The organism is Kitasatospora sp. NPDC057904 (assembly GCF_042887925.1).
Classification (GTDB): Bacteria; Actinomycetota; Actinomycetes; order Streptomycetales; family Streptomycetaceae; genus Kitasatospora.
The window spans coordinates 211,329-232,215 of record NZ_JBHVOL010000003.1 but is presented as its reverse complement, the minus strand read 5'-3'; the positions used below and the strand labels follow the sequence as shown (position 1 = coordinate 232,215).

Below are 20,887 nucleotides of genomic sequence, written 5' to 3'. Positions count from 1 at the left end.
CCCTCTCGCGCGGTTCGGTCGCTCGTCCGCTCAGTATGACAGCCGACGCCGGTTACCTGTTTCTGCAATTACCTGGCCTTATGTGTCGGGCGCGGGGCGCCCGGTGTGGGCGGCTCGGGGAATCAGGCCCGGGGATTCAGGCTCAGGGAATCAGGCCCGGGGAATCAGACTCAGCGAATCATGCGTGGGCCTCCGGTGGGGTCCAGGCCGCCTGGCAGAGGGCCGTCGCCAGGGCCTCCGTGTAGTGCGCGGCGGCCAGCCAGGCGGTGGTGAACGTGCTGTGGTCGTCGGGGAGCACGCGGCCGAACACGTCGCGGCGGTGGTCGGTCGCGGCGGTGCGCAGCGCGTCGAGGAGGTCGGCGGCGGTCGTCAGGCCCGCCTCGCGCAGCCGGGCGCCATCGGCTGCGGTCGTGCTCGTCCCCGGGGTCAGGGCGCTCCGGCCGGAGGTGACGGTCTGCTCGATCCGACGGCCGAGCAGGTGCGCGGGCGGGTCCAGCGGGTGGGCGGACGGGTCGAGGGGAGGGGCGGGGACGCCCGGGGTCGCGGGGACGCCCGGGGTCACGGGGACGTCGGCGGCCTGGAGGCGTTCCAGGCCGAGGTTGACGCGGCCGGCCCGGTCGGCGGGGAGGGCGAGCGTCGGGGTGCTGGTCGGGGTGTCGGTCGGGCCGGCGTCCGGGGTGTCGGTGGACGCCTCGGCCACAGCGGTGCCGATCGCGAGCAGCCGCAGTTCGGGACGGACCGCGCGCTCCAGGCGGCCGATCACCCGCAGCCGCAGGCCGGGGGCGGCGGCGAGCAGGGCCAGGTTCGCGCGGTGGGCGAGCCCCGGGTGGTCGTGGGCGGCGCGCAGCGCGACCACCGGGCCGTCCTCGCCGCAGCGTGCCAGGAGGCGTGGTGCTCCCCCGGGCGTCTTCGCCGGGGCGTGCTCGGTGGGAGCGTCGCTCGTCGGGCCCAGCAGGGTGACGTCCAGGAACAGGAGGTCGCTCCCGGCCGGGCGCGTCTCGTACGGGACGGCCTGCGCCGCGAGCGCGCGCTCCACCTGGGCGGCCACCGGTTCGGCCCAGAGGCCGGCGACGGGCTCCGCCGTCCACGCCGCGCCCGCGGCCCGGACGGCGCGCACGGCGGCGCCGGCCCCGAGCCGTCCGCTCGCCGATCTGGTGGCGCCCTGGACGGCCAGCCCGGCGCGCGTGAACTCGCGGTGGCTCAGCGAGGTGTCGCCCAGCCGGACCGCCCGGTTGCCCGCCCCGACGGCCTGTGCGGCCGCCGCGTCGGGGTCGGCGTACGGCAGCACCTCGGAGACGGTGCTGAGCCGGCCGCCCGCGTCCACCGCCCAGCTGAGCACGCCCGCGTGCGTGGCCGTCAGCACCGGCTCGGCGAACAGCCCGTGCAGCCGCAGCCCGCCCGCGTCGCCGTACGCCTGGCGGGCGGTGCCGCGCAGCTCCGCGACCGGGCCGCGGACGGGACCAGTAGCGGAACCGGTGACGGAACCGGCGGCGGGGCCGGCGGCCGGGTCCGCGGTGAGGCGGCGGGTGAGGGTGAGCAGCTCGCGCAGGTCGGCGACGAGGTCCGCGAGGCGGTGGTCCGGCGCGCCGGAGCGGGCCGCGCGGATCCGCGTCGCCACGGTGACCGCCACCGCGGCCGGGCGGTACAGCCCCGCCGCGCGGGCGCTGTGGGCCGCCCGCAGCAGCTCCGCCTGGGCGACGGCTCCCGCCCCGCTCACGCCCGCCGCCAGGACGGCGGCCGCGGCGTGGTGGAGGTGGCGGGCGGCGCTCTGCTCGGCGGGGGTGAGGACGTCGTCGTCCGCCGCCTGTTCGGTGGGAGCGGCGGGATCAGCGGGTTCGGTGGGTGAGGCGGGTTCGGACGGCCCGGACGGCTCTGGATCGTCCGTGGCGTCGGCCAGCGGGCACAGCGTGACCGCCGCCGCCCGGTGCACGCACGCCGGGGCGAGCAGGCAGCCGCAGTGCACGCCGGACGGGTCGGCGAGCACCCCGCCCGGGGCGTGCAGGACGAGCACCGTCTCCTCGTCCACCTCCACCCGCCACTCGTCGCCGGAGCTCGTCACCGGACGCTCCGCCAGCTTCGCCGCCGCGCCGTCCAGCCGCTTCTGCAGCCGGGCGCTCAGCCCCGCCACCACCTCGGCGACCACCTCGGGCCGCACCCGCGGCCAACCGATCGACCCTGCCGTCATCGCACCTTCTCCCCCACCCAGCGGGCCAGTTCCAGCGGGCTCAGTGCCGCCACCGGCATGCCGGCCGCGACCAATCGGCCCGCGACCGCGGTCGAATACCGGGCCGTGCCCGTGTCGTCGAGCGCCGCGCAGCCGAGCACGTGCACGCCCGAGTCCACCAGCGCCCGGGTCTGCGCGAGCAGCGCGCCGACCGGGCCGCCCTCCTCGAAGTCGCTGATCACGGCGACCAGCGTGCGCGACGGCACCGTCACCAGCTCCCGCGCGTAGCGCAGGCCGGACGCGATGTCCGTGCCGCCGCCGATCCGCACCTCCAGCAGCAGGCCCAGCGGGTCCTCCACGCGCTCGGTCAGGTCGACGATCTCGGTGGAGAAGGCCACGAAGTGCGTGCTCAGCGACGGCACCCCGGCCAGGATCGAGGCGGTGAGCGCCGCCCAGACCGTCGACGCCTCCATCGAGCCGGAGACGTCCACCACGAGGATCAGCCGCCAGTCCGCCGACTTCCGCGCCCGCGTCCGGAACACCGGGCGTTCCGGCACGATCACGGTGCCGCCGTCCGGGGCGGGGCGGGCGGTGGCGAGGTTCGCGCGGATCGTGCGGTCGAGGTCCAGCCCGCCGCCCGGGCGACGGCTCGGGCGCGGCAGGCTGATGCCGGTCAGCGCCGGGCGCAGCCGGGTCGCCAGCTCGCGGGTGAGCTCCTCCACCAGGCGCCGCACCAGCGGGCGCAGCCCGGCCACCCGCGCCTCCGGCAGACCGCCCGCGTGCTCCAGGACGGTGCGCAGCAGCTCGACGGACGGGCGGGCGGCGCCCGGGTCGATCGCCTCCAGGGCGTCCGTACGGCCCTGGGCGACGGCCGCCGCCAGGACCTCCTCGCGGATCCCGGGCCCGAACAGCGCCGACAGCTCCTCGGCCCACTCGCGGACCCCCGGGTAGGGGGCCTCGCGGCCGCCCCGGCGGCCCTGGCCGTCCAGGCCGGGGCCGGAGCCCTCGCCCCGGCCGGTCCCGTACAACTCGTCGAGGGCGGTGGCGAGTCGGGCGGCGCGGGCGCCCCGGCCGGAGCCGCCGGGGCGGCCGAGGAGCAGACGCCAGCGTTCGGCGGGGGCGAGGCTGTGGCCGGTTTCGGGGAGGGTGGGCAGGGGCTCCGGGGTGCGGTCGGGTGCGGTGGGTGGTGCCGGGAGCAGTCCGAGTTCGCCGAGCACGCCGCGGGCGGCGAGGTCGGCCCTGGCCCACGTCGCCAGGACGGCGGGCGGCACGGCGTCGGGCAGGTCGACGAGCCGCGTGCCGAGGCGCTCCTCGACCAGCGCCAGCAGCCGGTCGCGGGCGGCCGGGCTGAGCGTGTCGAAGCCTCCGCGCAGGGCGGGCAGGCGGTCGAGGAAGGCCTCGTCGGGCAGGGAGACGACTCGTTCCAGGACGGGTTCGAGTGCCTCGGGCGCGGCTGCGAACAGCCCCTCGGCGGCCGTCAACAGCCCGACCAGTGACCGGGCGAGGGCATGGCGCGCCTCCGGCACGGTCGCGCCGTCGACCCACGACGCGGCCCGGCCACCGAGCTCGGCGGCCGGGTCCTGCCCGAGCAGGACGCGGACGGCCCCGGAGGCACCACGCACCAACGGGCTTCCACTGGCAGCGAGTTCGCGCAGCACGTACCCGAGCCGGACCCCGCCGTCGAGATCCGCCCGCCGTGCCAGCTCCACCAGTGCCCGCGCGTCCGCAGGATCGTCGGACCCGCTCAGGCCCTCCAACTGCCGCACGGCAGCGGCGATCAGGAGGTCGCTGACGGCGGCCGGCGAGGCATGGAGGTGGGAGGGGGTGGCCGCCTCCGGGGCGGCGCCGTGCGGCAGCGGGGCGGCGCTTCCGGGGGACGGCGTGAAGGGGTGACGGTCCGACAGCGCAGAACCGCCCTGCGGCAGAAGGACGTCGGGGGCGCCGGTGGGATCGGTGGCGGGGCCGGTGGCGGGGGCGTCGGGAAGCGCCGCTCGGGGGTGGGCCTGGGTGGGGGCGGCCAGGGACGTGGTGTCCGGTGCAGGCCCGGAGCCGACGTGGGCGCCACCCGGCACGGGCACGCCGCACACGACGCCCGGGGCCGACTCCCCCGCCGGCTCCGACTGCGCGCCCGGCGCCGTGACGGTGACCGGGGGCGCAGTGCCCTGCGCGGCGCCGTCTGCCGGCTCCTGTTCGGGCGCGGGTGGGGTCAGGGTCACGGGGAAGTGGCCGGCGGACAGGCGGTCCAGGGTGGTGAGGGCGTCGAGGAGGTCGGGGAGGGTGCCGGCGGCGGGGAGGGTGGTGGCGAGTTGGGTGAGGCGGGTGCGGGTGAGGGCCGGGAGGTCGCAGGCCGCGGCGTCGGCGAGGCCCTGGATGACGTCGCGCGGGGTGGGGCCGTCGGCCTGCTGCTCGCGGCGGAGGCGGTCGCGCAGGGTGCCTTCGGCGGCCTGGGCGGGGGTGACGCCGCGGGTGCCGGCGACGGTGAGCATCGCGGCGGTGGCCGGGGTCCAGTGCAGGCGCCAGCGGGTGCCGAGGGTTTCGGTGCCGCCCGGGCCCGTCGAGTCGACCCGGTCGCCGTAGGGGACGCCGCAGGCGGAGAGGCGGTTCAGCAGGGTCTCGCGGCGGCGGTCGAGGGCGCTGCGCAGCGGGTCGAGGCGCAGTTCGCGCGGGCCCGGTTCGGCGGGGCCGGGCAGGCCGAGCGTCTCGGTGAGGGCTTCGACGGCGGGGCCGAGGCCGCTGCGGGGTGCTGCGGGGGTGGCGCGGCCGGTGCGGCTGCCGACGAGGACGCGTTCGAGGGCGCGGGCGACGGCCCGGCCGCGGCCGAGGGGTTCCCCCTGGGCGAGGACGGTCTGGACGGCTTCGACGAGTTCGCCGCGGCCGGGGGCGGCGAGGCCGCGCAGGCGGGCGAGGTCGCCGGTGAGGCGGACGATCTCGCGGGCGTCGGCGGGGCCCGAGGGGTGGTCCTGGGTGCGCAGGGCCTCGGTGATGCGGACGGCGGTGATGGTGAGGGCGGCGGCGAGGCGGTCCGGGTCGCCGGCCGCGTCGAGGACGGTGTGCTGCCACTCGGGGTCGCGGATGCCGGCCGGGTAGCCGGAGCGGGCGTCCAGGAGCGGGTAGGTGTAGGGGATGAGGGAGACGACGTGGGCGGGCGCCTCCGCGCCCGGCGGTTCGTCGTCGGCGTGGGGCCCGTGGGCGTGCGGCCAGGCGGCGTACGACTGGTCGGCGTGCGTTTCGTCGGTGTGCGGCCCTTCGAGCAGCGCCGGTGCGTGGAAGGCGCCGATCACGGCGGCGACGCGCCGCCCGCCGGCCGAGGCGGCCGCGATCCGGGCGCGCATCCAGGCCTCGCGCCGGAGGTCGTACGGGTCGACGCCGGGACCGGTCTCGGCGTCGCGGCGCATGGCCCAGCCGACCAGCAGCGCGGCCCGGCGGACCGCCTCCGGGGCGGAGCCGGGGGCGGCGGTCTCGACGAGGCGGTCCCAGAGGTCCTCGTCGCCCTCGCGGCCGGTGAGCCGCCGGCGCAGGGCGTCGGTGACGGACGGGCCGGCGGCCGGGCCGCCCGCGGACCGCTGCCCGGCGCCCCGGTGGGCGAGCGGCAGGTCGCAGGCGAGGGCCTCGACGCCGTTGCGCCGGGCCCAGCGCAGGGCGGCGAGCTCCGGGGAGAAGTCGGCGAACGGGTAGAAGGCCGGCCCGTCAGCGCTCTCGGTGGAAAGGTCGGCGGGGGCCGCCACGAGGGCGACCGGGGCCTCGGTGGCCTCGTCCGCCAGGTGGCCGAGCCAGGGCTGGAACTCGGCGGGGAGTTCGACCAGCACCGCCTCGGGCCGGGCGGCGTCGAGCAGCGCGGGGACGACCGCGCTGAGGGACGGCGCGTGGTGGCGCACGCCGATCAGGTACGGCCCGGGCCGTTCGGTGCCGGCGGCGGCCAGGCGGGCCGCCGCCTCCTCGACGGCCTGCCGGGAGCCGTCGAACCCGGCGGCACCGGTCGGGATTTCGGGCATCACCGCGCTGCTCATGACCTCACGCCTCCAGGGCCGGGCGCAGGTCCCACAGGGTGCGCCAGGTGGCGGCGCCCTGTTCGGCGCGGCGCCGGACCGGGCCGTCCCAGTAGCCGAGCAGCCGGCCGGCGTCGGCCGGGTCGTCCTTGCGCACGACGCCGATCAGCTGGCCGGGCAGGCGGCCGAGCAGGTCGCCGCCGTCGGGCAGGTAGGCGGCGGTGACGCCGAGGGCGGTGGCGACCGAGACGGCCTCGGCGGTGCTCATCACCGTGGACGGGCGCTCGACGTCCCAGCCCTCGGTGGAGCGGCCGGTGCGCAGGTCCCGGAAGGCGGTGACCAGCGCTTCGAGGACGGTGTCGTCCACCGCGAACGGCGCGCCCGCGCGGGCGACGGCGGCGGTGGACTGGCGGCGGACCAGGTCGACCTCGGCGGCGAGGCTCGCGATCGGGCCCACCGTCTCGAAGTTGAACCGCCGCTTGAGGGCCGCGGACATCTCGCTGACGCCCTTGTCCCGCAGGTTGGCGGTGGCGATCAGGGTGAAGCCGGGGGCGGCGTGCAGCTGGGCGTCCGGGGTGCCCGCCAGCTCGGGGACGGCGACGCGGCGTTCGGAGAGCAGCGAGACCAGGGCGTCCTGCACCTCCGGCAGGCAGCGGGTGACCTCCTCGACCCGGGCGACGGCGCCGGCCGTCATCGCGGTGAGGACCGGGGACGGCACGAGGGCCTCCCGGCTGGGGCCCTTGGCGAGCAGGAGGGCGTAGTTCCAGCCGTACTTGAGCTGGTCCTCGGTGGTGCCGGCGGTGCCCTGGACGGTGAGCGCGCTGGTGCCGCACACGGCGGCGGCGAGCAGTTCGGAGAGCATCGACTTGGCGGTGCCGGGCTCGCCGACGAGCAGCAGGCCGCGCTCGCCGGCGAGGGTGACGACGCAGCGCTCGACCAGTGCCCGCTCGCCGACGAACTTCCGCTCGATGACGAGGCCCTTGCGGCCCGCCTTGAGCTTCTCGCCGTCGCTGCCGAGGACGAAGGTGACGACGGCGCGCGGGGTCAGCCGCCAGCCGGGCGGGCGCGGACCGGAATCGTGCGCGGCGAGGAACTCGAGTTCGGCGGCGTACTTCTCCTCGGGCGGCGTGATCTGCCGGGCGGGCGCGTCGGCCGGGGTCGTGCCGGGAGGGGTCGTGGTGGGGGCGGTCATCGGCGGACCTTCCTGCGCTTCGCGGTCTGGAGCTGTTCGTATCCGGGGGCGTCGCCGTCGACGGTCCGCTGCCAGGCGCGGGCGAACAGCTCCGGGACGGGCTGGTGCGGCAGCGCGGGACGGTGGGTGGCCAGCTCGTAGAAGTCGGCCTTCCAGGTCTCGGCGGGCAGGGCGGGCGCCTTGGCCTCCTGCCAGCCGCAGGGCAGGAAGAGCGTGCGGCCGGCGCGGGCCCGCTTGGCCTCCATGACGAGGCCGGTGGCGGCGAGTTCGGCGCGGGCGCGCTTGAGCCGGGCGGGCTTCCAGCCCGTCCAGCGGGCGGCGTTGCGGTCGGTGGGGTCGGGCAGGGCGAGGAGCTGGAGGTAGAGCGCGGCGGCGTCCTCGCCGAGGCCGTGGGTGCGGGCCGCCTCGGTGACGAGGGCGGGGACGGAGAACTGCGGGTTGTGCAGCCACCGCGCGTCGCCCTCGGCGGAGCCGGCCGGCTCCGTGGGGGCGGCCAGGTTCTCCGGTTCGCCGCCGAGGACGGCCGCGATGGCGGCGAGCTCGCTCGCGAGCCCGTAGCCCGCGCCCAGTCCCTCCAGCAGTTCGAGCACCTGGTCGTCGGCGCCGGTGAGCCCGGCGGGGCGCAGCAGGACCCGCTCCATGGTGCCGCCGCTGGGGGCGAGGACGAGGGCCCGGCCGCAGCGGACCAGCCCGTCGGGGTCGGCGCCGCCCTCGGGGGGCAGGCCGAAGTGGGAGCGCAGGATCACGGCCAGCGACTGGCCCTTGGCGGTCTGGAAGAGGTTGAAGTCGAACAGGAGCTCCGGGTCCGCGAGGCGTTCACGCAGGGCGGTGGCGGTGCGCGGCAGCAGCGGGCGCAGCGGGCTGTCGGCGGGCAGGTGGTAGACGAGCCAGCGGAGGGCGTCGATGGCCCCGCGCAGCATTCCGAAGCCGGGGACGGCGGAGGCGTCGGCCGCGACCATCTGCTTCGACGACCCGTCGGGGGTGGTGGTGAGGCGGAAGGTGGTGGTGCGGCTCAGCCAGGGCGTCCGGTCGGGGTTGAGGACGGCCTCGACGTGGTCGACGTCGACGCCGGTGACGGTGGCCTGGGCGTCGTCGGGGAGGGTGACGAGCCGTCCGAAGTGCCGGATCCAGGCCTCGGCTCCGGCGGTGAGGTCGGGGCCGTCGCTCGGGAGGGTCTCGGGGTCGGCGGGCAGCAGCGCGGCCCAGACCTCGTCGAGTCCGGTGCGCTCGCGCCGGCGCAGCCAGTCACGGGCGGCGGTGGCCTCGGCGGCCTTGAGGCCGAAGTCCGGGAGCCGGTCGGCGGGCAGCACCGGGCCGTGCCACTGGAAGAGGGCGGGCGCCGCGGCGAGGACCAGGGAGGCCCGGGCCGTGCCGATGCCGGTGAGCTCGCCGAAGGCCGTGGCCCGCGCCCGGTCGGCGGGGACGGGCCCGTGCAGGGCGAGGACCCGCAGGAACGTGGCGATCCAGGCGGCGTCGAGCCGCTCCTCGGTGTTGCGCTCCGCGATGGTGGTGAAGTGGTCGACCGGACCGAACTCGCCGCTCGGGTCGTGGTCGACGGCCAGCCAGTACGCGTGGTCGCCGCGGGTGTTGCGGTGGCCGAGGATGACGACGGTGCGGTCGCCGTGGCGCAGCACCTGGCCCTGGCGGTGGGCGGTGGGCCGGCCGGTGGTGGTGCGCTCGGTGGGCTCGCTGAGGGCGATCTGGCGCACGGTGGCGCCGCGGTCGGCGAGCAGGCCCCGGGTGAGCTCGCCGAGCAGGAGCACGAGGGTGGAGCGGTGGGCGGGCTCGGTGAGCGGGGAGGCCGCGGCCTGGACCAGGAGGTGGAGCCGGCCGAGCAGGGGCAGCCACGCGTGGTGGATGTCGCCGCCCTTGAGGTCGACGGAGGCCGGGCTGCTCCAGCCCTCGGCGGTGGCCGGGGGCGGGTCGGCGAGGACGGCGGTGACGGTGCGCAGGTTGTTCAGCACCTTCCAGGTGCCGGGGGCGCCCCACGAGGAGCCGTAGCGGTCGACGTCGGGCACCCAGCCGCTGACGGCGGCCTGGAGTTCGGCGTCGCGGCCGTGGTCGGGCCGGTGCTCGGGGGGTGCGGCGGCGGTGGCGGTGGCGGCGGTGGGTCGAGCCTCGGCCTCGGGCTGTTCGACGAACCGGCCGACGCCGTTGAGGAGTTCGGCGGCGATCCGGGCGAGTCCGGTGACGCCGGCGAGCAGCCGCGGGTCGGTGATGCCGGGGAGGGCTGCGCCGACGGCCCGGACGGGCAGCCTGCGGCGGGCGCCCCGGCGGTGCGTGAGTTTGCGGCGCACGCCCTGGACGGTGAGCCAGCGCTGCTCGTTCTCGGGCACCGGTTCGACGTCGGCGGGCCAGGCGATGTCGATCAGCGCGGCGGCCTGCTCGGGGGTGACGGCGCGCAGCACCTGCGAGCCGGCCTCGTCGCGGGGGCGCAGCGCGTGCCAGTGGTCGAGCGGCGGGACGAGTCCGGTGCCGACGGCCTGGAGGTCGCCGGGGCGGCAGGGGCTGAGGTCGACGGTGCGGGCGTGGTCGGCGGTGGCGACGTCGGGGCCGAGGTCGGGCAGGGCGAGGGCGAGGTGGTCGCGGATCGACCTGGTGACGACCGGGCCCGTCGGGGTGCTCTCTCCCGGTGCGGCGGCCGTGCCCGGCAGGGTGAGCCGGCCGACGGGGACGATGTCCGGGTGGGCCCCGTTCAGGGGCATGACGATCGTGCGGCCGTCGGCGCTGACGGTGGTGACGGTGCGCCCGGTGTCGACGCGCACCCAGCTGCCCAGCACTGTGCCGTCGGTGCCGAAGGGCGTGTGCTCCAGGCCGGGCTGGAGCGGCAGCAGCCGCGTACGGTCGAGGTCGAGCGTGCCCGCGGCGGCCGAGGCGGCGATCACGGGCGGTTCGGCGGCGCGGCCGAGGGTGCCGGTCGCCGGGTCGAACTCGTGCAGCGCCCGGCCCGTCGGGCCGTGCCGCAGCGTCCAGTGGCCGGTGCCGTCGCCGAGGACGGGGTGCTCGGCGGGCATCCGGGTGTCGCCCGTGTGCAGCGGGCGCTCGCCGGTGGTCCGGCCGCCGCCGGGCAGCGGGAGGGACGGGGCTTCGGGGTGCCGGTCGCCGTAGTAGTACCGGGCGATGGTCTCGCCGCCGAGTTCGAAGGTCTCGGCCGGGCGGCCGGACCAGTAGGCCCGCTGCTTGCCCTTCTCGTGCCAGACGACGAGGAGTTCGCCGTCGACGAAGCGCAGCCGCGGGCGGCTCCACTGTTCGAGCTTGGGCAGGCGCAGGGTGTGTTCCAGCACGATGCCTTGCGGGCCGACGACGACGGCGCGGTCCAGGCGGGCGAGGATCAGGTACGGCCAGGCGTCCTCGACGATCAGGCCCTGCAGGGTGCGGCCGCCGGGCGTCTTCCCCAGGTCGTCGTCCTGGCTGCCGACGGGATCGGAGGTGGTGCCGGGGGACTTGGGCGGGTCGGCGAGCTTGTCGAGCGCCTCCTCCAGGGCGGGCCAGCCGAGTTCGTCCAGGATGCCGGCGCCGAGCGCGCGGGCGAGCAGCCCGGCGACGTCGAGGGCCGCGATCCGCTCGGCGGCGGCGGGGGAGATCGACCGGAGCACCGAGCGGTACGGCGAGAGCGAGCGCACGAGGTCGGCGGCGCCGGCCAGGCCGCGGGCGGCCGCCACCTCGGCGGCGCGTTCGTCCGCCCACTCGGCGAACAGCTCGCGCAGCAGCGGCAGCGCGGGCAGCTTCTGCTGCACGGCCGTCTCCCACGCCGAGGGCGTCGCCGCGCGCAGCACGCCCCGGAAGCGGGGGTCGGCGGCGACGGCGGCCAGGTCGGGGCCGGTGGAGCCGCTGTGGCGGGCCCAGCCGGTGAGGTCGAGGCCGAGGCCGGCCGGCGGGTCGGCGACGGGCACGCCGTCGGCCAGCAGCCGCTCCAGCAGGTCGAGTTGGGTGGTGCTGCGGCGGATCCCGGTGAAGAGGTCGACCGGGGTGCCGTCGGCGCGCAGCCGCTCGGCCATCCGGCCTGCGAGCGCCACCGTGGCGGCGCAGGTGGGCCGGGAGCCCCAGCCGCGGCCGATGTGGTCCGTCCAGCGGCGGAGCCAGGCGGCGGGCGCGGTGTCCTCGGCGCCCTGCGCGCCCTGCGCGCCCGGGGTGTGCTCGGGGCGCGGACCGGTGAGCAGGCCCTCGGCGCCCGTCTCGGCGAGCACGGCAAGCCAGGCGGCGTCGTGCGCGGGGGCGTCGGAGTTGCCGCCCGCGGTGGGCATCAGCTCCAGCAGGCGGACCCGCACCGCCTCGTCGCGCCTGCCGAGGGCGACGAGGGCGCCGTGCCAGGACTTCCAGAACGCGACGGGTGCCCGGTTGGCCGCCGGTGCCGCCAGCAGCTCGGCGAGCAGGGACTGTTCGTGCTCCTCCCGGTCCAGTCCCGCGGCCTTGACGAGGGCGCGGGCGTCCTCGGCCACCCCCGCGTAGGGGGCCATGCCGGCGGCGGCGCGCTCGGTGCACAGCTGGCGGAAGCGCTGCCAGGCCGTCGCCGCGTCGAGCCGGGCGCCGAGCGACTTCACGTACTGCCGCAGGGACTTGACGGTGAGCGCGCCGGCCAGGGCGAACTCCAGGAAGACGGCGCGCAGCCGCTCCTCGTCCACCTCCAGGCCGTGCGTGCGCTCGGCCTCGCGGGCCTTGCCGAACCAGCTCGCGGCGTAGGTCTGGTTGCCGACCCCGAGGAAGATCCGGCCGACCTCCTCGCAGAAGGTGGGCAGGAAGTGCGGCACGGCGCGGCCCAGGCGCGCGGCGAGCGCGTCGAAGCCGTCCTTGGCGGCGCCGGGCTTGGACTTGGCCTGGCGGGCCAGCCGCTCCAGCTCCTTGACCAGGGCCAGCGCGTGGTGCCCGTTGGCCGGGTCGTGGACCAGCGCCCACGCCGGGAAGCCGAGCGCCTCCTGGCGCACCTGGCCGACCTCGGCGGGCTCGGCCTGCGGCGCGAGGCCGAGGAAGTCGACGGCCAGGTCCTCGGCGGGGCCGAGCGCGCCGGGCACCAGCCGGACGATCCGGCGGCCGTCGAGCGCGGGGTGGGCGTAGGTGCGGGCGGTCAGCACGTCCGCGGCGCTGTCGGAGCGGCCGGCACCGGGCACGGTGCCGGCCGGGAGGACGGCGCCGGCGTCGAGCAGCCGCTCGTGCCGGCCGGTATCCGGCAGGGCGCTCTGGCCGGTGCCGTCCGGGCCGGTGCCGTTGACGGTGATGCCGTTGGCGGTGGTGCCGTTCAGGCTGGTGGCGGTCATGCCGCTTCCTCCCCTTCGATCGTGCGGCCGGCGTACAGCGCGGCGGCCATCCGCATGCCCTCGGACCACGCCACCGGACCGACCTGCGCCAGCGGCAGCGCCCGGCCGTCCGGCCCCGCCCAGCTCAGCGGGCCCGTCTCGCACTCGTCGTAGTCGTAGTAGTCGCCGACCCACAGCCGGGCCTCGACCGTGCGGCCGTCCTCGACCACCGGCACGACGGCGCTGCCGCCGCGCACCCGGTAGCCGAGCCGGGCGCAGCGCCCGACGAGCTCGCGCAGCTCCTTGTAGCGCCCGCCCGCGTACGTGGTGACCTCGGTGCCCGCCGGCACCTCCGCCGGCCGGTGCCAGACCTCGCGGTAGAGCTGCTGGACCCGCTGCGAGACGCCGAGTTCGACGGCGAACTCGCGCAGGTCGTCGAGGTCCGCGAGGAGGACGGGGTGGGGTATCCGGATCTCGCCGTCGGCCAGGCGCACGGTGTCGCCGTCCGGGTCGACCAGCCCGAGCCCGCGCTCGGCGTCGGCGTCGCGCAGGAACCCGGCGACCTCGCCGTCGCGCCCCGGCGGCGACCAGGTCCCGCAGGACGCCGCGCCAGGCCTCGTCCGCCCACACCGCGGTGACCACGGCCGCGGGCACGGGCAGCGAGCGCACCATCCACCGCTCGACGTCCTCCAGGCAGCGCCGCTCGTGCGCCCCCAGCCACTCGGCGAGCTGCCTCAGCTGGGTGACCACCGGATCGTCGCCGAGCTTCGGCGGCACGGCCTTCAGTTGCCGCCCCGCCGCGTTCCGGCACAGCACCGTGCCGTCCCCGTCGAGCGCGACGCGGTACCCGCCCGCACTCGTCTCCACCCATGCCACAGCCGTTCTCCTCCCACCTGTCGGTCAGCGATGGGAGGAACGTAGCGAGGCCCACTGACAACGCGACGCCCAGGGTCCCGGCTCCACGACCTGCGGAAACCAAACCCCTCGAACGAGTGAACGATCCTGGCCGGCACCCCCGGAGAAATCGCGGCGGTCCGTCAGCGGGTGCGCGGGCGCGGGCGGGGGACGATGACCGGGGCGCCGTCGGCCGGGGCGGGGAGGACGTCGGTGTCGACGTCGTACAGGGCGCGCACGAGGTCCGGGTCGACCACCTCTCGGGGCGGGCCGCTGGCGACGACGGCGCCGTCGCGCAGGGCGACGAGCAGGTCGGCGTAGCGGGCCGCCGCCGCGAGGTCGTGCAGGACCATGACGACGGTGCGCCCGCCGGCCGCGACCTCGCGGACGAGTTCCAGCACCTCGACGGCGTGGCCGAGGTCGAGGGCGCTGGTCGGCTCGTCGAGCAGGACGACGGGGGCGTCCTGGGCCAGCACCATGGCGAGCCAGCAGCGCTGGCGCTGGCCGCCGGAGAGGCGGTCGAGGCGGCGGTCGGCGAGCGCCTCGACGCCGGTGGCGCGCAGGGCGTGGGCGGTGCGCCGCTCGTCCTCGGCGGACCACTGGCGGAACAGGCCCTGGTGCGGGTGGCGGCCGTAGCGCACCAGGCCGGCGACGGTGACCGCCTCGGGCGCCTGCGGGCTCTGCGGGAGCAGCGCGACGCGGTGCGCCGCCCGGCGCGGGCGCAGCCGCCACACGTCCTCGCCGCCGACCAGGACCCGCCCGGCGTCGGGCCGGTGCAGCCGGGCGACCGCCCGCAGCAGCGTGGACTTGCCGCAGCCGTTGGGGCCGACGACGGCGACGACCCGGCCGGCCGGCACGGCGAGGTCGACGCCGTCGAGCACGGGGCGCCCGGGGCCGTAGCCGGCGGTGAGGCCCTGGACGGTCAACTCCACGGTGTCTCCAGAGGGTTGATGGGCGTGCGGTTCAGGAGGCGGTCAGGGCCTTGGTGATGTCCTCGATGACGACGCCGGCCGCGAGCGGGCCGCCGCGGGTGGACCAGACCGAACCGTCCACCGTGACGGCGTGGTTGTTCTTCACGGCGCCCAACTCCCGGTAGGCGGGCTTGGACTGGACGTCCTTGAGGGCGGACTTGCCGTCGTCGGTGAGGGTGGAGAGGAACAGCCAGTCGCCGTCGATCTCGTCGAGCTTCTCCAGGCTGAGCGCCGGGCCGTGCGCGTTGCCGTCCTTGTCCTGGGACTTGGGGCGGGTGAGGCCCATGTCGAGGGCGACGCCGCTCGCGAACTGCTTCTTCTCCATCCAGCTGGGCCCGGTGGGGTTCCAGCGGACGATCGAGACGGCCGCGCCCTTGCCGGGGCCGAGGCCCTCGCCCGCCTGCTTGGCCTTGGCGTCATAGTCGCCGATGACCCTGTCGGCCTGGTCGAGCTTGTTGACGGCGTTTCCGATGCCGCGCAGGGCGAGCTTCCAGTCGTCGGTGGGCGCCATGGTGACGAGCGTGGCCGGGGTGATCTCGCGCAGCTGCTTGAGCACCTGCTCGTCCTGCATGTCGCCGGCCAGGATGAGGTCGGGCTTGGCGGCGATCACCTTGTCCATGACGGGCTGGAGCAGGTTGCCGACCACCGGGACGCCCTCGACCTTGCCCTTGAGGTAGGCGGGCGGCGCGTCCAGGCCCTGGCCGTTGGTGATGCCGACCGGCCGCACCCCGAGGGCGAGCACCGCGTCGAGGTCCTCCTGGGTGAGGGTGACGATCCGCTGGGGGGCGGCGGGGACCTCAACGGCCTTGCCCGTGGCGTCCTTGACGGTCCGCTTGTCCCCGGACGACTGCGGCGCGTCGGCCGCCTTGGCAGAGGAGCCCGACGAGCCCGACGAACCGCACCCGGCGAGGAGGAGGGCGGCGGCCCCGGTGACGGCCAGCACCCGGGCCGCGCGGTGGCGGGCGGGACGGAGCGGGCTCTGGGCGTACGGCATGGGTGCCTCCGGGCAGCGGTGGTACGGGAGTTCGGCGGGCTCCGCCGGATCGGCGCGACGGGGGCGCCAGGACGGACCGCTTTCGACGTTAGGTTAGCCTTACCTTATGACATTGTCGCAAGTGGGCGTCCACGAAGCACCCCGGACCGGCCCGCGCAGCTCCCCCGCATCCCCCGAGCCCTCCGGGCCCGCCGGGGCGCCGGCGCGCGAGGGCCACCGCCGGACCTGGCCGGTCGCCGCCGGGGTGCTCGCGGCGCTGCTGGCGCTCGCCGCCCTCTCGCTGTCCGTCGGCGCGGGCGAGGTCGGCCCGGGGCGCGTGCTCGCCTACCTGCTGGACCGTGACGGCGCCCGCACGGACGGCCGACTCGCCCTCGTCGTCGGCGATCTGCGCCTGCCGCGCACGCTCGCCGCGCTGCTGGTCGGCGCCGCCCTCGGGGTCGCGGGCGCGCAGCTGCAGTCCGTCACGCGCAACCCGCTCGCCGAGACCGGCCTGCTCGGCGTCAACGCGGGCGCCTCCCTCGGGGTCGTGCTCGGCATCGCCGTGCTCGGCGTCCAGAGCTCGTACGGCTACCTCGCGTTCGCGTTCGGCGGGGCCCTGGTGTCCGGCGTGCTGGTGCTGCTGATCGCGGGCGCCCGGGGCGGCGGTTCGCCGATGCGGCTGGTCCTCGGCGGATCGGCGGTCGGCGCGACCTTCGGCGGGCTCACCGGTATCCTGATCGTCAACTCGCCGGAGGCCTACGACCGTTACCGCGTGTGGGTGCTCGGCTCGCTGGCCGGGACGGAGGGCTGGTCGACGCTCGGCCGGATCGCTCCGGTGCTCGCCCTCGGCTTCGCGGTCGCCGCGCTCGCCACCCGCCCGCTCACCGCGCTCGCCCTCGGCGACGACCTCGCCCGCGGCCTCGGCCACCGGCCCGGCGCCACCCGGGCGGCGGTCGCGCTCGCCGTCACGCTGCTCACCGCCTCGGCGGTCGCGCTCGCCGGTCCGGTCTCCTTCCTCGGCCTCCTCGCCGGGTTCCTGGCCCGCGCCACCGCCGGGCCGAAGGTCGGCCAACTGACCATGCTCGCAGGCTTGTTCGGCGCCGCCGTGCTGACCGGCGCGGACATCCTCGCCCGCGTGGCGGCCCGGCCGTTCGAGGCGCCCGTGTCGGTGATCGTCGCCCTGATCGGCGCGCCGGCCCTGATCGCCATCGTCCGCTCGCGCCGCACGGCCGCGCTCGCCGTCACCGAGACCGCCACGTCCTCCCCACCCGGCCGGGAACTGCCGCCCGGGAAACCGGATTTGGTCCTGCGTCGCGGCGCGTGGTCGCTGCTCCTCCCCCGCCGCGCGCTGCTCGCCGCGCTCGGGCTCGGCGCCGCCCTGCTCGCCGCCGTCGTCGTCTCCGCGCACGCCGGACAGGGCGGACTCGGCCTCGGCCGGACGTTCCAGGCCGTGTTCGGCTACGGCGACCGGCTCGACGTCCTGCTCGTGCAGCGCTTCCGGCTCGGCCGGATCGTCGCCGGGCTCGCCGCCGGCGCCGCCCTCGGCCTGGCCGGCTGCCTCACCCAGACCCTCGCCCGCAACCGCCTCGCCACCCCCGAACTGCTCGGCGTCAACGACGGCGCCACGGCCGCCGTGCTCGTCAGCGCGACCGTCTCCGGCACCTTCGGCGCCTGGTGGGCCGGACCGCTCGGCGCGCTCGCCGCCGTCCTCGCCGTCACCCTCGTCTCCGGCGGGCTGGGCGCGCGCGGCTACCGGGTCCTGGTCGTCGGCCTCGCGATGTCGGCGCTGGCCTCGGCCGTCGTCCAGGTCGCGCTCGCCCGCCGCTCGCTCAACTCGGCGGGCTCGCTGTACGTATGGACCTCCGGCAGCCTCAACGGGCGCGACTACGACGTCGCCGCGCCCGTCCTCGCCGGGCTCGCGGTCCTGGTGCCGGTCGCGCTCGCGATGGCCCGGCGGCTGGCCGTACTGCGCTTCGACGACGACGTCGCCGCCTCGCTCGGGGTCGAGCCGGGGCGCGTCCGGCTGGTGTGCCTGCTGCTGGCCGTCGCGCTGGCCGGCCTCGCGGTCGGGGTGTGCGGGCCGGTCGGCTTCGTCGCCCTCGCCGCGCCCGTGCTGGCCGGACGGCTCGCCGGGCCGGCCCGGGTCCCGGTGGTGGGCTCGGCGCTCGCGGGCGCCCTGCTCGTCGTGCTCGCGGACACGCTCGGGCGGGTGCTGATCGGCGGTGTGGAGATCCCGGTCGGCATCGTCACGACGGTGCTCGGCGGGCCGTTCCTGCTCTGGGTGCTGCTCGGGCGCAGGGGTGGCCCGGTGTGACGGCGAGCACGGTGCGGGAGCGAGCGCCGCGTGAAAGCAAGCGCGGCGTGACGACTGATTCGCTTGAACGAAAGGGGAGTTGGACCATGGAGCAGCAGACGGGCCCGCGCATCGAGCCCGATCCGGACGATCCGACCTACCGGCAGGTGACGTTCACGTACGACGGCCCGGACTGCGACGGCGTGCTCGCGCTCGTCCACACCGTCACGGACCGGGACCGGCACGCCGGCGACCTCACCCCGCACCTCATGAAACCGACGGGGAGAGGGCGTTGGGAGATCACCTACCGCCTGCGGGCCGACCATCGCGCGTCCTACCAGGTGTACCCGTTCCACGGCGCGCCCCCCGGCACCGCGCGCGCCGACTGGATGCGCGTCCTCGACGACGCCCGGCCCGACCCGCACGGCGGCCCCCTGCTCCCCGCCCGGGACGGCCGGCGGCCCGCCACCGTCCTCAGCCTCCCCGAGGCGCCCGCCCAGCCGTACGCGGCCCGGCGCGACGGCGTGCCGCGCGGGCGGACGACGGCCCGTGCGCTCGACGGGCGCCGGGTGGACGTCCACCTCCCGGCCGGCTGGAGCGCCGACGGGCCCGCCGCGCCGTACGCGGTGGCGGTGCTGCTCGACGGCGAGATGTGGGGCGAGGTGCTGTCCGTCGGCGACACCCTCGACAACCTGGCGGCCGACGGCGCCCTCCCCCCGACGGTCGCGCTGCTCGTGCACACCATGGGCCCCGAGCGCGCGGCCGACCTCAGCTGCAACCCGGCCTTCGTCGACTTCCTCGCCGACCGGCTCCTCCCCTGGGCCGCCCGCGAGTTCGGCGCCACCACGGACCCGGCGGCCACCGTCGTCGCCGGCCAGAGCGCGGGCGGCCTCACCGCCGCCTTCGCCGCCTACCGGCGCCCGGAGCGCTTCGGCAACGCGCTCGCCCAGTCCGGCTCGTTCTGGTGGCCGGACGAGACCGAGTTCGACGCCGGCAGCGAGTGGCTCACCCGCCGCTTCGCCACCGAGGAGCGCCGCGCGGCGCGCTTCTACGTCGAGGTGGGGCTCCAGGAGTGGCTGCTCCTCGCCCAGAGCCGCCACCTGCGCGACGTCCTCACGGCGCGCGGCTACGACCTCGAATACCGGGAGTTCAACGGCGGGCACGACTACGCCTGTTGGCGCGGCGGCCTCGCCGACGGGCTCGCGCACCTGCTGCGCGACCGCCGCCGACCCGGGCCCCTCACCCCTCCGGGGGACCGCCCTCCGCGGGCCCCAGCCCCGTGCGGGCCAGCCAGCGGGCGGGGGAGGTGAGCTCGCGGCGGGTCGGCACCAGGGAGCGGTCCGTCCAGATCCGGTTCACCGTCTCCGTCCCGCCCGCCTCGACCAGCGTGCGCACGAACCGCACCGCCTTCTCGTGGGTGTCCGACTCGGCGCGCACGCCCGGCAGGCGGGACAGCAGCCGGGCGGCCCGGGCCGTCTTCCGCTCCCCCGCCTGGTCCCGGGCCAGCAGCCGGCGCGTCGCCCAGCGCGCGTGCCCCTCCCACAGCGCGCCGAGGACCGGGTCGTCCTCCCGCGTGCCGCCGGAGGTCCGGTGGAGCAGCAGCGCCTCGACCGCGTCCGCCCCCGGCCGGGGGCCGCCCGCGCGGATCTGGGCCTGGTGGGTCAGCAGGTGCGCCAGCACCGCGCGCAGCGGGGCCCGCTGCGGCGCGCCCGCCAGCAGCGCCGGAGCCAGCAGGAGGACCCACCGGCCCTCCTCGTCCTGCACCACCCGGCCGGACGGCACGCAGCTGATCCTGCGGTCGGAGTCCGCCGACGCCGGTCCCTTGCGCAGCGCCGCCTCGGCCTTCTCGCGCTTCGCCGGGTCCGCGACGGCCGCCAGCGCCTCGCCCGCGAGGACGGTCTCGCAGACCCGGCGCACGTAGGCCTCGCGGCGCTGCGCGAACGCGTCCGGGTCCACCAGCGCGAGGCGCACCCCGGGGCCGAGGTCGAGGCCCGTGGTCTCCTCGACGGGACCGGCCAGTTCCCCGGTCAGGGCGCGGGCCGCCTCCGCCAGGGCGTCCCACGCACCGCCCGCCTGCTGTTCGACGACGATCTCGATCTCGATCACGAAGCGGAACTGTACGTCGCCTGGAAAACTCTTCCCACTCGGTGCGCCGGACCGGCCGGAAACCGGCGTCCGGGAAGCGGTCCCCGGAGCGTCATGAGGGCGGCCCGGCACCGTGCTAGCGTCCCGGTGGCGGCGCACCGGCGCGCCCGCCCCGGACGAGACGTGCGCCGTACCCGGCCCGACAAGACGACGCACCGGAGGAGGCGTCATGCCCGACTTCACCCGGGCCGTCCCGGTGCCGCGGCCGCTGGACGTGCGGTGGATCCACGGCTCGCCGTCGGCCAAGCACGACACCGGGCCGGAGATCCAGGTCCACGCGTACGACGAGCACACGGTCGTACTGCGGCAGAACAAGGCCGTCCACTACGAGGCGCCGTTCCTGTACCTCCTGTTCGGGGCCGAGCGGGCGGTGCTGCTCGACACCGGGGCGACCGCCGACGCCGCGCACTTCCCGCTGCGCGCGGTGGTCGACGAACAGATCGAGGCGTGGCTCGCCCGCCACCCGCAGGACGGGTACGGACTGCTCGTGCTGCACACCCACCCGCACGGCGACCACGTCGCGGGCGACGGCCAGTTCGCCGACCGCCCCGACACGACCGTGGTCGCCGCCGACCCGGCCGTCGCATGGCCCTTCTTCGGCTTCGACACCGACCCGGACGCCGTGGCCCTCGTCGACCTGGGCGGCGGCCGGGTGCTGGAGTGCCTCGCCACCCCGGGCCACCACCCGGCGGCGGTCACGTACTACGACCCCTGGACGGGCGTCCTCCTCACCGGCGACACCGTCTACCCCGGGCGGCTCTACATCGACGACTGGCCCGCGTTCACGCGCAGCATCGACCGCCTGATCGCCCTCGCCGACCGCCGCCCGGTCACCCACGTGCTCGGCTGCCACATCGAGATGACCACCACCCCGGGCGTGGACTACCCGATCCGCACCACCTACCAGCCCGACGAACCCCCGCTCCAGCTCACGGTCGAGGACCTCCACGACATCCGCACAGCCCTCACATCGTCGGGCGGCACCCCGACCCGCCACGCCCTCCCGAACCTGATCCTCTGGCCGAGCGAGTAGTCAGT

Annotated in this window: 10 protein-coding genes, 1 pseudogene and 1 riboswitch; of the genes and pseudogenes, 3 read left to right on the top strand and 8 right to left on the bottom strand. The window is 77.0% G+C overall.

What is annotated here, in order from left to right:
- Positions 1-178 precede the first annotated feature (178 nt).
- The 7 genes and pseudogenes from ACFVSN_RS09800 to ACFVSN_RS09770 all read right to left on the bottom strand — a co-directional run bounded on the left by ACFVSN_RS09800 (position 179) and on the right by ACFVSN_RS09770 (position 15,432).
- Entirely contained in the window at positions 179-2,185 is a 2,007-nt protein-coding gene (locus ACFVSN_RS09800) for a hypothetical protein (RefSeq protein ID WP_387954372.1), read from the bottom strand.
- Positions 2,182-6,171 carry a DUF5682 family protein gene (locus tag ACFVSN_RS09795; RefSeq protein ID WP_387954371.1) on the bottom strand — a complete coding sequence of 1,330 codons (3,990 nt, stop codon included), beginning with the start codon at positions 6,169-6,171 and terminating at the stop codon, positions 2,182-2,184. Before ACFVSN_RS09795 ends, ACFVSN_RS09800 begins: the two co-directional genes overlap by 4 nt.
- Positions 6,172-6,175: 4 nt before the next feature.
- The gene (locus ACFVSN_RS09790; RefSeq protein WP_387954369.1) at positions 6,176-7,342 is read right to left on the bottom strand and encodes an AAA family ATPase; all 1,167 of its coding nucleotides are present in this window, start codon (positions 7,340-7,342) and stop codon (positions 6,176-6,178) included.
- Positions 7,339-12,594 (bottom strand): hypothetical protein, encoded by a 5,256-nt coding sequence (locus ACFVSN_RS09785; protein WP_387954368.1) that lies wholly within the window; start codon positions 12,592-12,594, stop codon positions 7,339-7,341. Before ACFVSN_RS09785 ends, ACFVSN_RS09790 begins: the two co-directional genes overlap by 4 nt.
- Positions 12,591-13,449: pseudogene (locus ACFVSN_RS09780) on the bottom strand (DUF4132 domain-containing protein). Before ACFVSN_RS09780 ends, ACFVSN_RS09785 begins: the two are co-directional and overlap by 4 nt.
- Before the next feature lie 161 nt (positions 13,450-13,610).
- The gene (locus tag ACFVSN_RS09775) at positions 13,611-14,399 is read right to left on the bottom strand and encodes an ABC transporter ATP-binding protein (protein WP_387954367.1); all 789 of its coding nucleotides are present in this window, start codon (positions 14,397-14,399) and stop codon (positions 13,611-13,613) included.
- Positions 14,400-14,430: 31 nt separating this feature from the next.
- Positions 14,431-15,432, bottom strand: coding sequence for an ABC transporter substrate-binding protein (locus ACFVSN_RS09770; RefSeq protein ID WP_387954365.1), 1,002 nt, complete (start codon positions 15,430-15,432; stop codon positions 14,431-14,433).
- Positions 15,433-15,538: 106 nt separating this feature from the next.
- On the opposite strand from ACFVSN_RS09770, the gene fhuB reads away from it, so the two are divergent.
- The gene (gene fhuB / locus ACFVSN_RS09765; protein WP_387954364.1) at positions 15,539-17,725 is read left to right on the top strand and encodes a Fe(3+)-hydroxamate ABC transporter permease FhuB; all 2,187 of its coding nucleotides are present in this window, start codon (positions 15,539-15,541) and stop codon (positions 17,723-17,725) included.
- Positions 17,726-17,811: 86 nt separating this feature from the next.
- Positions 17,812-19,014 (top strand): alpha/beta hydrolase-fold protein, encoded by a 1,203-nt coding sequence (locus ACFVSN_RS09760; RefSeq protein WP_387954362.1) that lies wholly within the window; start codon positions 17,812-17,814, stop codon positions 19,012-19,014.
- Here ACFVSN_RS09760 and ACFVSN_RS09755 read toward each other — a convergent pair.
- Positions 18,944-19,810: a zinc-dependent metalloprotease gene (locus ACFVSN_RS09755; protein WP_380496120.1), complete on the bottom strand. Its 867-nt coding sequence runs from the start codon at positions 19,808-19,810 to the stop codon at positions 18,944-18,946. The two genes, ACFVSN_RS09760 and ACFVSN_RS09755, sit on opposite strands and share 71 nt — an antisense overlap.
- Positions 19,811-19,936: 126 nt before the next feature.
- Positions 19,937-20,006, top strand: a riboswitch (guanidine-III (ykkC-III) riboswitch).
- 12 nt (positions 20,007-20,018) lie between these two features.
- Here ACFVSN_RS09755 and ACFVSN_RS09750 point away from each other — a divergent pair.
- Positions 20,019-20,882 (top strand): MBL fold metallo-hydrolase, encoded by an 864-nt coding sequence (locus ACFVSN_RS09750; protein ID WP_387954361.1) that lies wholly within the window; start codon positions 20,019-20,021, stop codon positions 20,880-20,882.
- Positions 20,883-20,887: the final 5 nt, after the last annotated feature.

Excerpts from the sequence above, each read along its gene's own strand:
- ACFVSN_RS09790 (WP_387954369.1), bottom strand. The coding sequence starts at position 7,342 with ATGACCGCCCCCACCACGACCCCTCCCGGCACGACCCCGGCCGACGCG.
- fhuB (WP_387954364.1), top strand. The coding sequence starts at position 15,539 with ATGACATTGTCGCAAGTGGGCGTCCACGAAGCACCCCGGACCGGCCCG.
- ACFVSN_RS09750 (WP_387954361.1), top strand. The coding sequence starts at position 20,019 with ATGCCCGACTTCACCCGGGCCGTCCCGGTGCCGCGGCCGCTGGACGTG.
- ACFVSN_RS09760 (WP_387954362.1), top strand. The coding sequence starts at position 17,812 with ATGGAGCAGCAGACGGGCCCGCGCATCGAGCCCGATCCGGACGATCCG.
- ACFVSN_RS09770 (WP_387954365.1), bottom strand. The coding sequence starts at position 15,432 with ATGCCGTACGCCCAGAGCCCGCTCCGTCCCGCCCGCCACCGCGCGGCC.
- ACFVSN_RS09795 (WP_387954371.1), bottom strand. The coding sequence starts at position 6,171 with ATGAGCAGCGCGGTGATGCCCGAAATCCCGACCGGTGCCGCCGGGTTC.
- ACFVSN_RS09785 (WP_387954368.1), bottom strand. The coding sequence starts at position 12,594 with ATGACCGCCACCAGCCTGAACGGCACCACCGCCAACGGCATCACCGTC.
- ACFVSN_RS09800 (WP_387954372.1), bottom strand. The coding sequence starts at position 2,185 with ATGACGGCAGGGTCGATCGGTTGGCCGCGGGTGCGGCCCGAGGTGGTC.